Raw genomic sequence first — 13,464 nt, 5'->3', positions numbered from 1 at the left:
GAGTGGGCAGCTCGCTGTGATTCAGTGGCTGAGGCAGGAGACCATGATGCGAACGCCTGCCTGTCGAGAAGCGGTCGAGAAGCCGGGGAAGCTGCTAATCCTGGAGTTGCTGTCGAGGTCTCGGGGAGAGCGAGCATGGAGACCGAGTCGGAGCCCTACGTCCGTCTTGCGACCCTGCGGCAGCTGCATCAGGTGGTCGCGGAGCTGAACACCGCCCGCAGCCTTGCCGACACCCTGCAGGCCGTCGCCGACGGTGTCGTGACCGGGCTCGGCTACGAGCTGGGCTGCGTGAACCTCGTACGGCCCGACGGCGACCTGGTGGTCGCCGCTTTCGCGGGCAATCCCGCCGCCGAGGCCCTGATCACCGGACGCGTCGGCTCCCGCGCCTCCTGGGAGCGCCGGCTCGCCATGGGCGAGGCCTGGGGCTCGCTGCGCTTCATCCCGCACACCGAGGGCTGGGTGCTCGTCGAGGACGATGTGCCGCAGTGGCACACGGACGGCCCCGAGCCCCGCTTCGAGGACGAGTGGCACCCCAGCGACCGCCTCTACGCGCCGATGTACGCCACCGGGTCCTCCAGCGGCGAGCTGATCGGTGTGCTCTCGGTCGACCGGCCGCGCAACGGCCGCAAGCCGGGCGCCTGGGGCCAGGAAGCGCTCCAGATGTACGCATTCCAGGCGGCCATTGCAATCAGTAATGCTCGGCTTCGAGCAAATATGCAGCGCGCACTGGTCAGGCTCGAACGCGAGCAGCAGGCGCTGCGGGCCAGCGAGGAGTCCTTCCGGCAGGCCTTCGAGTACGCGCCGAGCGGTATGGCCATCGCCGAGATGGGCGGTGACCAGCACGGCCGGATACTGCGCACCAATGACGCCCTGTGCCGGCTGCTCGGCCGCCCGGCCGCCGCGATGCGCCGCTACTCCTTCTCCGATCTGGTCCACCCCGAGGACATCGGCACGCTCCTTCGCACCTCCGCCGAAGGCGGGCGGGCCGAGCTCAGGCTCGGGCGGCGGGACGGCACGTATCTGTGGGTCTCGCTGCGCAACTCCGTCGTGGCCGACGCCACCGACGGCCCCCGGTTTCTGCTCACGCACGTGGAGGACATCGAGGAGCGCAAGCGACGCGAGCTGCACCTCGCGCACCGCGCCTCGCACGACGCCCTGACCGGGCTGCCCAACAGCGCCGAGCTGCGCTCGCGGCTCAGCTCCCGGCTGTGCGGGCGGCCGCAGTCCGTGCCGCAGAGCCCCATCGAGTCCCTCGACGCGGCCTACGGTGCGGCTCCCACCGCGTACGACGGCTCCATGGGGTACGACGCGAACGCCTCCCCTTACGACTCGAACGGGCATGGTTTCGACTTCGGTCGTGCGGCCGCCGACTCCGCATTGACCGGCACCAGCAATGGCTATGGCGTCTACGACCACCATGTCCACGTGGTCGCTCCGCAGAGCGAGCACGACGACGGGACCAAGGGGCTCGCGGTGCTCTTCTGCGACCTCGACGGCTTCAAGTCGATCAACGACCGTTTCGGGCACCACACCGGCGACGCCGTGCTCATCGAGGTGGCACGGCGGCTGACCAGCGGGGTGCGCGACGGGGACACGGTGGCGCGGCTCGGCGGTGACGAGTTCGTGGTGCTCGCCGACGGGCTCGGCCGTGCGGATGCCGCGGACCTGGCGGTACGGCTGCGCAACGCGATCATTCCGCCGATCCGGGTGGACGGCCGCGCGGTGCGCGTGGGCGCGAGCTTCGGTATCGGCTGGGCCCACTGCGGTATGTCGGCGGACGAGGTGCTCCAGTCGGCCGACCAGAGGATGTACATAGAGAAGCGCTCACGTGCCAAACAGCACAGACGGGCCGGATAAGTCCAGGTCAGCTGGTTTTCCTTGGCAACAGGCCCCGAAGGGGTCACTCGAAGCGGGTACGCTCGCCCGGATACGTACGACTGTGTTCTGCCCGATCGAGCAACCTGCCTGAGGAGTGACCTGGGGATGACCACGCCCGGTGACAACGGCGCGCGCACGCCCGAGGAAGAAGACCCGTTCGGTTACCTGTACGCCGACGGGCAGGCCGCGGGTGCCACCCCGCCGCCCGGCGGCGGTGGCTACGGCTACCCCGGCCGCAGCTCCTACAACCAGGTCCGCACGGTCGGCGAGCGGCAGTACGGGCAGCAGGCCCAGCAGGGTTACGGCCAGCAGGCGCCCCAGGGGTACGGGCAGCAGGCTCCGCAGGGGTACGACGCCCACTACTCGGCGCCGGAGACCTACCCGGGCGACGCCACCCGGACGATGTCCTCGCAGCAGCCTTCGCACGGCGGGGGCGGCGGGCGCGGCCGTGGACCCAACTCCAAGGGCCTGATGATCGGCGCCGTCGCCGTGGTCGCGGCCGTGGTGGTCGGCATCGGTATCGCGATGCTCGGCGGGGACGACGACAAGGACCCGCAGGCCGGGTCCGGCGGTGACGGCGGGACCACGGCCGGCGAGAGCGTGAAGCCGTCCGAGTCCGCCGAGAACAAGGACGACAAGCCCGTCGAGCTGCCGAAGACCGACGCCAAGGTCCTCCAGCTCACGGCGCCCGCGGTGACCGCCTCCGACATCAAGGGGTCGAAGGCCGGGACGTACGTCGCCGGTTTCAGCCAGGTGGGCGCGGCGCTGACCTGGCAGATCGACGGGTTCGAGAAGCCCGGTTCGTACAGCCTGCGGGTGACCTACGGAGTGCCCGGCGAGGACACCACCGGCACCTTGACGGTCAACGGCAACAAGCAGACGCGGCCGCTGAACATGAAGAACTTCGCCAACGCCAAGGCGGGTGACTGGGAGAAGGGCTGGACCTCCACCTACGCGGTGGTGCAGCTCAAGAAGGGCACCAACATCATCACGCTCTCGTGCGAGCAGAGCGACAAGTGCAACGCCAACATCGACCAGATGTGGCTGGTCGAGGGCACGAAGGGCTAACTCCCCAGCCGGCGCAGGAAGTGTGCCACCGTCCCGGCCATCGCCTCGCGGGCCGGGACGAGGTATTTCCGGGGGTCGACGACCGACGGGTGGTCCTCCAGGAAGGCGCGTACGGCGCCGGTGAACGCGGTGTTGAGGGCCGTGCCCACGTTGATCTTGCGCATGCCGGAGCGTACGGCTGCGCGGATCTCCGTATCCGGTACGCCACTTGAGCCGTGCAGCACGAGCGGCACGGGTACGGCGTCCTTCAGCGCGGCGATCAACTCGTGGTCCAGGGCCGCCGTCCGCTCCGTCATCGCGTGCGAGGAGCCCACGGCCACGGCGAGGGCGTCCACGCCGGTGCTCTCGACGTAGGCCCGCGCCTCGGCCGGATCCGTCCGTACGCCGGGGGCGTGCGCGTCCAGCGGCGGCTCGCCCTCCTTGCCGCCGACCTTGCCGAGCTCGGCCTCGACCCACAGGCCGCGCTCGTGGCCCCAACGGACCGCTTCCGCCGTGGCCTTGACGTTCTCGCCGTACGTCAGCTTCGAGGCGTCGAACATCACGGAGCTGAATCCCTCGGCGTGGGCCCGGCGCAGGAGGTCCTCACTGACGACGTGGTCGAGGTGGAGGGAGAGACGGGCGCGGCTGGTCTCGGCCACGGCCTTCGCCGCGGCGGCGACGGCGGTGAGGCTCCCGCCGTGGAATTTCACGGCGTTCTCGGAGATCTGCAGGATCGCGGGGGCGCCGGCCCGCTCGGCGCCGGCGGCTATCGCCTCGGCGTGCTCGAGCGTGATGACGTTGAAGGCGCCGACGGCTGTGCCGTTCTGCCGTGCGGCGGCGACGAGTTCACCGGTCGTGGTGAGCGGCATGGTCCCTCACTTTCAGCCCCTGCGGCGTTTGAGCAGATCCGAACGAAGTTCGGATGCGGGGGTCCGGGGGCTTGGCCCCCGGTTTCGGGAAGGGGCGGGTAGGGGAAAAGTCCGCCGCAGGGCACACCCGGCCCGCACCCGGCGACGAGACATTACGCCGCATCCGCGTGCTGCACCACGGAGACACCCGCCTCGAACTCCGTATACGCATCCGCGTCGAACTCCCCCGCCACCGGGGCGAGTACCGTCGCCGCCGACAGCGCGACCGCCGACGCGAGGCGCTTCGGCCAGGGGTCGCCCGCGACCAGGCCGGCGAGCAGCGCCGCCACCGCCGAGTCCCCCGCCCCCGTGGGATTGCCCGAGACGCGTGCGGCGGGTGTGGCCTGCCAGGTGCCGTCGGGGGTCGCGGCGAGGAGACCGTTCGGACCGAGGGAGGCCACGACCGCGTGGGCGCCGCGGCGGCGGGCCGCGCGCGTCGCGGGCAACGGCTCCCAGGAGCCGGTGAGTTCGGCCAGTTCGTCCGCGTTCGGCTTGACGATGTCGGGACGCGCGGCGATCCCGCGGCGCAGCGGTTCACCGCTGGTGTCGAGGAGGACGGGGACACCCGCGGCGCGTGCTCCCCGTACGAGATGGGCGTACGCGCCCACCGGCACCCCGGGCGGCAGGCTGCCGCACAGCGCCACCGCCGACGCGGAGGTCAGGAGGGCCTCGTACGAGACGAGGAACGCCGACCATTCCGACGGGGTGATCAGCGGTCCCGGCTCGTTGAGCTGCGTCGTGTCGCCGGACGAGGAGTCGACCACGGCGACCGTGCGGCGGGTGGAGCCCAGAACCGGGAAGAGCGCGTCGCGTACGCCGCTCAGACCCGCGCGCAGCGCCTCGCCCGTCGCACCGCCCACGAAGCCCGTGACGGTGACGTCGTGGCCGAGGGCGGTCAGGACGCGGGCGACGTTGAGGCCCTTGCCACCGGGGCGTTCGGTGACGGTGGTGACCCGGTGCGAGGAGTGCGGGACGAGGCGCTCCACGCGATACGTCAGGTCCAGGGCCGTGTTCAGCGTGACCGTGAGGATCACGGGTGCCCCCCGAGTGCGTGTGCGTGCGCATGCGGGTGCTCGTGTGCGCGCGTTCGTGCGTGTGCCGGGCCTGATCATGCCAAAAAGGAGGCGGTCAGCCCAGACCTCAGGGCCAACCGCCTCCTTAAAGATCGGAGGTCAACAGGGGGTCAAATCACCCCAGTTGGGGATCGACCACCCATTCACCCCGGCGCATCACGCCGACAACCGAGTAGCCGCCGTCGAGGACGACCAGGTCCGCGTACTTGCCCGGCTCGAGCGAGCCGACCTCGTCGTACGCGCCGATGAGCTTGGCGGGGTTGGCCGAGATGGCCCGTACGACGTCCTCGATCGGCAGCCGGTCGATGGTGACCGCTCGCTTGAAGGCGCGGTCGAGGGTCAGCGTCGATCCCGCGATCGAGCCCTCCGAGCCGTCCTGCGTGACCAGGCGCGCGACGGAGTCCTTCACCTCCACGGCGAGCGTGCCGAGCATGTACTCGCCGTCGCCGAACCCGGCCGCGTCCATCGCGTCCGTGATGAAGGCGACCCGCGAGGCGCCCGCGCGGTGGAAGGCGAGCTCGAGGGCGGCGGGGTGCAGATGCGTGCCGTCGTTGATCAGCTCGACCGTGACCCGCTCGTCCTCCAGGAGCGCGACGATCGGTCCGGGGAGCCGGTGGCCGATCGCGGGCATCGCGTTGAAGAGGTGCGTGGCGACGGTGGCGCCCGCGTCGATGGCTTCCTTCGTCTGCTCGTACGTGGCGTCGGTGTGGCCGATCGCCGCGATCACGCCGTGCTCGGCGAGCAGCCGTACGGAGTCCACGCCACCGGGCAGTTCGGTGGCCAGGGTGAACATCCGGGCCTGACCGCGGGCCGCGTCCATCAGCTTGCGGACGTCCGCCGGGTCGGGGTCGCGAAGGAGGGACTCGTCGTGGGCGCCCTTGCGGCACGGCGAGATGAAGGGGCCCTCGAAGTGGATGCCCGCGATCTCGCCCTGTTCGGCCAGCTCGGAGAGCAGCCCGGCGCGCTGCGCGAGGAAGTCCATGTCGCCGGTGACGGTGGAGGCCACCAGGGTGGTGGTGCCGTGCTCGCGGTGGGTGCGGACCCCCTTGAGCACGTCGTCCACGGTGCCGGACGTGAAGGACGCGCCGCCGCCTCCGTGGTTGTGGATGTCCACGAAACCGGGCACCACCCAGTGGCCGGACAGGTCGACGGCCGGGGCGTCCGGCTCGGCGGCGCCGGCGATCCGGCCCGCGTCGTCGACGATGACCCGGCCGTCGGTGACGGTTCCGGTGGGCAGCACCACCCGGGCGCCGGTGAGTACCTTGCGTGCGGCCATCAGGCGGTTACCTCCGTGGACTGGGTCGGTACATGGGCGTCGGGCCCGTCTGCCCCGGCTTCGGCTTCGGCTTCGGCTTCGGCTTCGAGCAGGTCCCAGGCGAGGAGTCCCGCGCCCAGGCGGCCCGCGGTGTCCCCGAGGGCCGCGGGGACGATCGCCGGCAGCGACTGGAACGTGATCCGCTCCTCGACGGCCGCCCGCAGCGGTGTGAACAAGGTTTCCCCGGCTTCGGCCAGTCCGCCACCGATGATCAGCGTGCGGGGGTCGAGCAGGGTGACGGCGGTGACCAGGCCGTCGGCGAGCGCGTCGATCGCGTGCTGCCAGACGGCGACGGCCCGCGGATCGCCGGATTCGACGGCCTTGGCGCAGTCGGCGGCGTCCGCGTCGGGGTCGCCGCTGGCCTCGGCCCAGGCCTCGGTCACGGCGGAGGCGCTGGCGTACCGCTCCAGACAGCCGCGCTGGCGGCAGCCGCAGGGGGTGCCGCCCGGGCGTACGACGATGTGCCCGATCTCGCCCGCGCTGCCGTGCGCACCGGGCTCGATGACCCCGTCGATGCCGATGGCGCCGGCGATGCCGGTGCCCAGCGGCAGGAACAGGAACCGGTCGGCGCCCTGGCCGGCCCCGATCCGCCCTTCGGCGAGGCCGCCGGTGCGGACGTCGTGGCCGAGTGCCACGGGGATGCCGAGCCGCTCGTGCAGCAGGTCCCTGAGCGGCACGTTCTCCCAGCCCAGGTTGGCGGCGAAGAGCGCGATACCGCGCTCGGTGTCGACGATCCCGGGGACCGCCACTCCCGCGGCCTCGGCCCGCTGCCCGTACTTCTGTTCGCCGTACGCACGCAGCTCGGCCGCGAAGTCGAGGATGGACTCGATCACCGCGTCGGCGCCACGTTCGCGTCCGGTACGGCGGCGTGCCTCGTGCAGCAGTGCGCCGTCCGCCCCGACCAGGGCGGCCTTCATTCCGGTGCCGCCCACGTCCAGGGCGATGACATGTCTCACGGGGACAGTGTGGCGCGTATCCCCAAGAAAGGTCTAGTCCACTTGGCGGCCTGTCTCGTACAAGTCTTGTACTCGATTCGTACTCGGCTCGTACAGGTCTCGTACGGGAACCAGGACCGGTACAGATGCGTTGGAGGGGGTGAGGGTAGCTTCGGGGACGACTCGCAGCACCCGCATACACATTTAGGGGAAAGGGACCTCCATGGCTGTAAGCCTGTCCAAGGGCGGCAATGTCTCGCTGACCAAGGAGGCGCCGGGCCTGACCGCTGTCACCGTGGGCCTCGGCTGGGACGTCCGTACCACCACCGGCACGGACTTCGACCTGGACGCCTCGGCGATCGCGGTCAAGGCTGACGGCAAGGTCTTCTCGGACGCTCACTTCGTCTTCTTCAACAACAAGGCGACGCCGGACCAGAGCATCGTGCACACCGGCGACAACCGCTCCGGTGAGGGCGCGGGCGACGACGAGGCGATCAACGTCAACCTGGCGGCCCTGCCGGCCGAGGTCGACAAGATCGTCTTCCCGGTGTCGATCTACGACGCGGAGACCCGCTCGCAGAACTTCGGCCAGGTGCGCAACGCGTACATCCGCATCGTCAACCAGGCGGGCGGCACCGAGATCGCCCGTTACGACCTCTCCGAGGACGCGGCCACCGAGACCGCGATGGTCTTCGGCGAGCTGTACCGCAACGGTGCGGAGTGGAAGTTCCGCGCCGTCGGCCAGGGCTACGCCTCGGGCCTCGCGGGCATCGCTCAGGACTTCGGCGTCAACCTCTGAGTCCTCTCGGCTCGTTGACGTGTGCTGGGCCCTCGGCTTGATCGCCGGGGGCCCGGTCCCGTTTCCGGGGGCTCAGAGCCTGGATGCGTGAGGTGGCGCCGCGTGAGGTGGCGCCCTGGGGCCTCGATGCGTGAGGTGGCGCCCTGGGGCCCGGATGCGTGAGGCGGCCCGGTACTCGGCTGCGTGAGGCAACCCGGGAGCCCGTGGGACGGACCGGCGGTCCGCCGTTTCCGTACCCTTGCCGCATGATCCTCGACCGGCTCACCCCCGTGGACGGCGCGCTGCCCGGTGCCCTGCTCACCGAGGTCACCGAGCTGTACGCCGCCAACCGGTACTTCTTCGCGCTCAGCGGTGACTTCCCCGATCCGGACGACATCCGGATCGGCCAGGTCGCCACCGAGCTCGCCCGTGAGCTTCAGCATCCGGACACCGAGGTGCTGCTCGCCCGCAGCGAGGGCCGGCTGACCGGGATCGCGATCACCCTCGCGCACCATCCGGATCCGGCCGACCCCGACCCGTGGATCGGGCTGCTGATGGTCGCGCCCCAACGGCAGGGATACGGGCGCCAGTTGGCGCAGCTGGTCGAGAACCGTTTCCGTGCGGACGGGCGCAAGGCGGTGAAGCTGGCCGTGCTGCAGAACAATCCGCGGGCGATGGCCTTCTGGTCCGCGCTCGGCTATCTCGTCATCGGCCACCGCGAGGACCGCGAGCGGAACCGGCCGTGCGCGGTACTGCGCAAGGAGCTCTGAGCCCCGGCCCGCACACCGCCCGTCACTGCCCCGGCACGTCGATCCCGGCCGCGCGCAGCCTCGCCTCGACCAGCGCGTTCAGGCGGGCGATGGACGGCGACTCGTCCTCCCGGTGGCGGTTGACCACCGCGTACCGGGAGGTGGCGTCGGAGCGTCTGCCGCTCCCGGGCGGCATCGCCAGCGACGCGCGGTCGGCAAGGAGGTTGTCGGCCACCTCGGCCGCCAGTTCTTCGATCCGCGGATCGTCGCGGTCCCAGGTCCGCGCGTCCCAGCTGCGCTTGGTCAGGTCGACGAACTCGGGGTCGCCGAGGCGGCGTTCGAGGTGGGTCAGGAAGGTGTCGAAGACCTCGGGGGCCACGGCTCGCGCCAGCACAAGGGCTTCTCGCTGGGTGTCCACGTAGTCGGGACCGAAGCCGAGCGCGGTGAGCCGGTCCAGGACCGCGCAGGCCCGCTCTGGCAGCAACACCCTGTCCCCGTGGGCCAGTTGGTGCAGGGTGTCCCGGCGAGCGAGCAGCTCGTCGATCCGCTCGGTGAGCCGGCGGTGCACGTCCTCCATGGCCGCGGCGAACGCTTCGGAGTCGGCATCGAGCAGCTCGCCGATCTCGGCCAGCGGCACGCCCGCGGCGGCCAGCGTCCGCACCTGGACGAGCCGGAGCAGATCCGCCGAACCGTATCGCCGGTAATCGGAGCTGTCGCGCCCGGGTTCCTCGACGAGTCCGAGCCGGTGGTAGTGCCGGACGGTCTTGACCGTGACGCCGACGAACGCGGCCGCCTGGCTGATGGTGCATCCGGTCTTCGGCTGCGGGCGTGCGCTGCGGTAGGCCATGCCAACGACCCTACGGAAAAAGGGCCTTGAGGTTGACCTCGGGTCAGGGTGCACGATCGGCCCGTCGCCACCTCCGCGAGGCTCGCACCAGGCGGGCCGCCGTGGCGACGAACGCCTCCGGCAAGGGGATTCATCATGGGAACGAACAACAGCGGCTTCTCCGAGGCCGGTCTGCTGCGCCTGCGCAACACCCTGGAGCGGCACGTCGAGTCGAAGCGGATCCCCGGGCTCGTCGCCCTGGTGAGCCGCGGCGGCGAGGCGCATGTCGAGGCGGTCGGCACGATGCGCCACGACGGCGGCGCCCCGATGCGCCGGGACACCATCTTCCGTATGGCCTCGGTCTCCAAACCGGTCTCGATGGCCGCGACGATGGTGCTGCTCGACGAGTGCCGGATGCGCCTGGACGACCCCGTGGACGAGTGGCTGCCCGAGCTCGCCGACCGCAAGGTGCTCAAGCGGCCCGACGGACCGCTCGACGAGACCGTGCCGGCGAACCGGCCGATCACCGTACGGGACCTGATGACCTGCACGATGGGGCTCGGAGTGGACTTCGATCTGATGCAGTCGCCGATCAGGACCGCCACGTTCGAGGCCACCGACTACAGCATCGCCTCCGGTCCCGCACCGCACCAGGACGAGTGGATGCGCCGCCTCGGCGAACTGCCGCTGCAGTACCAGCCCGGTGAGCGGTGGCAGTACGACCTCGCCAGCGAGGTGACCGGAGTGCTGGTCTCGCGGATCGTGGGCCGCCCCTTCGAGGAGTTCCTGCGCGAGCGCGTCCTCGATCCGCTGGGCATGAAGGACACCGCCTTCCATGTCCCCGCCGAGAAGATCGACCGGTTTCCCGTGCAGTACGGGCCCGACCCCGTGACCGGTGAGTTCCACGTCTGGGACGAGGCCGAGGGCAGCCGTCTCAACAAGCCGCAGGAGTTCCAGGGCGCGGGCGGCGGTCTCGTCTCCACCGTCGACGACTACCACGCGTACTTCCGGATGCTGCTGTGCGGCGGTGTGCACAACGGCGAACGGATCCTGTCGCGGGCCGCCGTGGAGCTGATGACGACGAACCGCCTCTCCCCCGAGATGCTCGCCGCCCGCAGCGCCATGTACGGAAGCGTCGCGCACCTCGTGCCCGGCATGGGGCAGCACGGCGGCTGGGGTTTCGGGATGGCCGTACGCACCTTCCGCAGCGACTACGCGCCCGTCGGCCAGTTCGGCTGGGACGGCGGCACCGGCACCACGGCGTACGCCGACCCGGAGAACGGGCTCACCGGCATCCTGTTCACCCAGGTCGGACTCTCGAATCAGTATTCACCACGCCTCATCCATGACTTCTGGGCCACGCTGTACCAGTCCATCGACGACTGAGAGCCTGTCCTTGAAGCCGGGAGATCCGTGACGTGACACGCCACAAGCAGTTGCTGCAAGTCGGTCAAGTCGAGCTGTGCGCAGAGACCTTCGGCGACCGGTCCGACCCCGCCGTCCTGCTCATCATGGGCGGCGGGGCCTCGATGGACTGGTGGGAGGACGCGTTCTGCGAACGGCTCGCCGCCGGGCCCCGGTTCGTCATCCGCTACGACCACCGGGACACCGGTGAGTCCGTGAGCTACGAGCCCGGCGCTCCCGGCTACACGGGCGAGGACCTCGTCTCCGACCCGGTGGGTGTGCTCGACGCCCTCGGTATCGCGCGCGCCCACGTCGTCGGTCTGTCCATGGGCGGCGGCATCGCCCAGGCGCTGGTGGTGGCGCACCCCGACCGGGTCGCCACGCTCACCTTGATGTCGACGTCCGCGGGCGGCGAGGACCTGCCGCCCATGTCGAAGGAGCTCCAGGCCGCGTTCTCGGCGCCGGCGCCCGAACCCGACTGGTCCGACCGGGAGTCCGTGCTCGACTACCTGGTCGAGGACGCCCGCCTGTACGCGGCCCCTTCGCGCACCTTCGAGACGGAGGCCATGCGCGCGCTCATCGGCCGTGCCTACGACCGCACCACGAACATGGCCTCGGCGATGAACCACTTCCTGCTCGACGGCGCGGGCGGCGCCACGCGCGCGCAACTCGCCACAGTGAGCGCGCCGACGCTGGTCCTGCACGGCACCGAGGACCCGATGTTCCCGTACGAGCACGGGCAGGCCCTCGCGCGGGCGATCCCCGGTGCGCGGCTGGTACCGCTGGAGCGGACCGGTCATGAGATCCCCGAGGCGGCGTGGGACGTGGCCGTTCCGGAGATCCTGCGGCACACGGCGGAGTAGGCGGTCGAACGGCGGGAAGCTCAGGGCGACTTGGGCTTCCCGTCGCCGTACAGCCAAGGCCCCCACACCGCGTCCAGGTCCTTGCCGGCCGTCTTCTCCGCGTACGCCGTGAAGTCGGCCGTATCCGCGTTGCCGTGGCGGTACTCGGCCGCCCAGCCCTTGATGAGGGCGAAGAAGGTGCGGTCGCCGACCGACTCGCGGACCTTGTGCAGGACCATCGCGCCGCGCCCGTACACCGGGGCGTCCGAGATCACCGAGGCGTCCGTGGGTTCGGCGGGCGGATAGGCCCAGAGCTCGTCGTCGTCGCCCTCGTAGAGCGCGTCGAAGGTCTCCTGCGCGGTGTCGCCGCCGTGGTCCTCCTCCCAGAGCCACTCCGCGTACGTGGCGAAGCCCTCGTTGAGCCACATGTCCTGCCAGCTCTTCGGCGTCACGGAGTTGCCGTACCACTGGTGGGCCAGTTCGTGGACCAGGGTCTCCAGGTCGGGGGCGCCGGGGAAGACCGGCTTGGTCTGCGTCTCCAGGGCGTAGCCCGCGGCGCCTTCACGGTCGACGATCGCGCCGGTGGAGGAGAAGGGGTAGGGGCCGAAGCGGCCCTCGGACCACTTCATGATCTCCGGGATCCGGGCGAGGACGTCGGCGCTCTCCTCGGCTTCGGCGGGATCGACCGCCGTGAACACGGGCAGGCCGTCGTCGGTCTTCGAGGTCTTCGTCTCGTACGGGCCGATCGCGACCGTCGCGAGATAGCTCGCCATGGGTTCGGCGCTGTGCCAGACGAAGGTGCTGCGGCCCGCGGAGGTCTCCGAGGACTTCAGCTCCCCGTTGGAGACCGCCTCGAGGCCCTCGGGGACGGTGATCTCGATGTCGTACGCGGCTTTGTCGCTCGGGTGGTGGTTGCCCGGGAACCAGGCCTTGGAGCCGGTCGGTTCGCCGAGCGCGAGCGCACCGTCGCCGGTGGGCAGCCAGCCCTCTTCGGAGCCGTCCTCGTCGGTGATCGTCTGCGGTTCTCCGGAGTAGCGGACGCGGGTGACGAAGGTGCTGTTCTCGGGGAGTTCGTCGTCGGGGCGGATCGTGAGCTCGTCGGCGGCGCGGTTGAAGCGGGCGGCCTTGTCGTCGACGGTGACGGACTCGACCTCGAGACCGTGCAGGTCGAGGTTGAAGGCGCTCAGGCTCTTGCCGGCCTTCGCCGTGATCACGGCTTCGCCGGTCAGTTCGCGCTCGTCCGGGTCGTATGCGAGCTCGATCCCGTAGTGCGTGACGTCGTAGCCGCCGTTGCCGAGCAGCCGGAAGTACGGATCGCGCAGGCCCGGGGCGCCCGGGGTGCCCCGCACTCCGGAGCCGGCACAGGCCGCGAGGAGCAGTCCGGAAACGACGGCGCCCACGACCTGGCGGGCCGTGGGTGCGAAGGGAACGGCCGGGCGGTGGGGCGCCCGGCGATCGGGGTGGGAGAGCACCCGGCGATCATATGAGGGTTATGCGAGGTTTGGGCCACGGGGGCCGGCGGGTGGGCGAGGGGCGCCGCCGTTGCGGAGCGGCACCCCTCTTCACCCCAACCCGACTGAACTGCTTAGGCGTTCAGCGGACTGCTTACTTGTTGAGCGCGGCGACGCCGGCCTGGGCGATCTTCTCGTCGATGTCGCCGGACGGGGCGCCGGCCACGCCGATACCCGCGATCGGGCCGCCCTTGGCGG

12 protein-coding genes and 1 pseudogene are annotated in these 13,464 nt (G+C 70.8%); 6 read left to right on the top strand and 7 right to left on the bottom strand.

The window, feature by feature from the left end:
• Positions 1 to 135 precede the first annotated feature (135 nt).
• Positions 136 to 1,857 carry a diguanylate cyclase CdgB gene (gene cdgB / locus ABT367_RS29310; RefSeq protein WP_165336092.1) on the top strand — a complete coding sequence of 574 codons (1,722 nt, stop codon included), beginning with the start codon at positions 136 to 138 and terminating at the stop codon, positions 1,855 to 1,857.
• A gap of 126 nt (positions 1,858 to 1,983) precedes the next feature.
• Positions 1,984 to 2,946 carry a carbohydrate-binding protein gene (locus tag ABT367_RS29305; RefSeq protein ID WP_352256299.1) on the top strand — a complete coding sequence of 321 codons (963 nt, stop codon included), beginning with the start codon at positions 1,984 to 1,986 and terminating at the stop codon, positions 2,944 to 2,946.
• On the opposite strand, the gene ABT367_RS29300 is transcribed toward ABT367_RS29305, so the two are convergent.
• The 4 genes from ABT367_RS29300 to ABT367_RS29285 all read right to left on the bottom strand — a co-directional run bounded on the left by ABT367_RS29300 (position 2,943) and on the right by ABT367_RS29285 (position 7,177).
• A complete protein-coding gene (locus ABT367_RS29300; RefSeq protein ID WP_352256298.1) occupies positions 2,943 to 3,794 on the bottom strand; it encodes a class II fructose-bisphosphate aldolase in 852 nt (283 codons plus the stop codon). The genes ABT367_RS29305 and ABT367_RS29300 overlap by 4 nt on opposite strands.
• A 152-nt stretch (positions 3,795 to 3,946) precedes the next feature.
• The gene (locus ABT367_RS29295; RefSeq protein WP_352256297.1) at positions 3,947 to 4,867 is read right to left on the bottom strand and encodes a 1-phosphofructokinase family hexose kinase; all 921 of its coding nucleotides are present in this window, start codon (positions 4,865 to 4,867) and stop codon (positions 3,947 to 3,949) included.
• A 154-nt stretch (positions 4,868 to 5,021) separates the two neighbouring features.
• The gene (gene nagA, locus ABT367_RS29290) at positions 5,022 to 6,182 is read right to left on the bottom strand and encodes an N-acetylglucosamine-6-phosphate deacetylase (protein ID WP_352256296.1); all 1,161 of its coding nucleotides are present in this window, start codon (positions 6,180 to 6,182) and stop codon (positions 5,022 to 5,024) included.
• The gene (locus ABT367_RS29285) at positions 6,182 to 7,177 is read right to left on the bottom strand and encodes an ROK family protein (protein ID WP_352256295.1); all 996 of its coding nucleotides are present in this window, start codon (positions 7,175 to 7,177) and stop codon (positions 6,182 to 6,184) included. Before ABT367_RS29285 ends, nagA begins: the two co-directional genes overlap by 1 nt.
• Positions 7,178 to 7,379: 202 nt before the next feature.
• Between ABT367_RS29285 and ABT367_RS29280 the strand changes: the two genes are divergently transcribed.
• Positions 7,380 to 7,955 carry a TerD family protein gene (locus ABT367_RS29280; RefSeq protein WP_052579231.1) on the top strand — a complete coding sequence of 192 codons (576 nt, stop codon included), beginning with the start codon at positions 7,380 to 7,382 and terminating at the stop codon, positions 7,953 to 7,955.
• A gap of 245 nt (positions 7,956 to 8,200) precedes the next feature.
• A complete protein-coding gene (locus ABT367_RS29275; RefSeq protein WP_352256294.1) occupies positions 8,201 to 8,704 on the top strand; it encodes a GNAT family N-acetyltransferase in 504 nt (167 codons plus the stop codon).
• A 22-nt stretch (positions 8,705 to 8,726) separates the two neighbouring features.
• Here the strand turns inward: ABT367_RS29275 and ABT367_RS29270 are convergent, their stop codons facing one another.
• Positions 8,727 to 9,530, bottom strand: a complete 804-nt coding sequence (locus ABT367_RS29270) for a MerR family transcriptional regulator (protein ID WP_352256293.1) — start codon at positions 9,528 to 9,530, stop codon at positions 8,727 to 8,729.
• Between the two features lie 135 nt (positions 9,531 to 9,665).
• Here ABT367_RS29270 and ABT367_RS29265 point away from each other — a divergent pair, with 135 nt between their 5' ends.
• Both ABT367_RS29265 and ABT367_RS29260 read left to right on the top strand, forming a co-directional pair.
• Positions 9,666 to 10,895: a serine hydrolase domain-containing protein gene (locus ABT367_RS29265; protein ID WP_352256292.1), complete on the top strand. Its 1,230-nt coding sequence runs from the start codon at positions 9,666 to 9,668 to the stop codon at positions 10,893 to 10,895.
• 32 nt (positions 10,896 to 10,927) lie between these two features.
• Entirely contained in the window at positions 10,928 to 11,776 is an 849-nt protein-coding gene (locus ABT367_RS29260) for an alpha/beta fold hydrolase (RefSeq protein WP_352256291.1), read from the top strand.
• A gap of 20 nt (positions 11,777 to 11,796) precedes the next feature.
• On the opposite strand, the gene ABT367_RS29255 is transcribed toward ABT367_RS29260, so the two are convergent.
• A complete protein-coding gene (locus ABT367_RS29255; RefSeq protein ID WP_352256310.1) occupies positions 11,797 to 13,155 on the bottom strand; it encodes a M1 family metallopeptidase in 1,359 nt (452 codons plus the stop codon).
• 205 nt (positions 13,156 to 13,360) lie between these two features.
• Positions 13,361 to 13,464: pseudogene (locus ABT367_RS29250) on the bottom strand (heme-binding protein); the annotation flags it as partial.

The organism is Streptomyces mesophilus, assembly GCF_040300965.1.
In the GTDB taxonomy this organism is placed as follows: domain Bacteria; phylum Actinomycetota; class Actinomycetes; order Streptomycetales; family Streptomycetaceae; genus Streptomyces; species Streptomyces mesophilus_A.
This window is presented reverse-complemented; position numbering and strand designations above follow the sequence as displayed.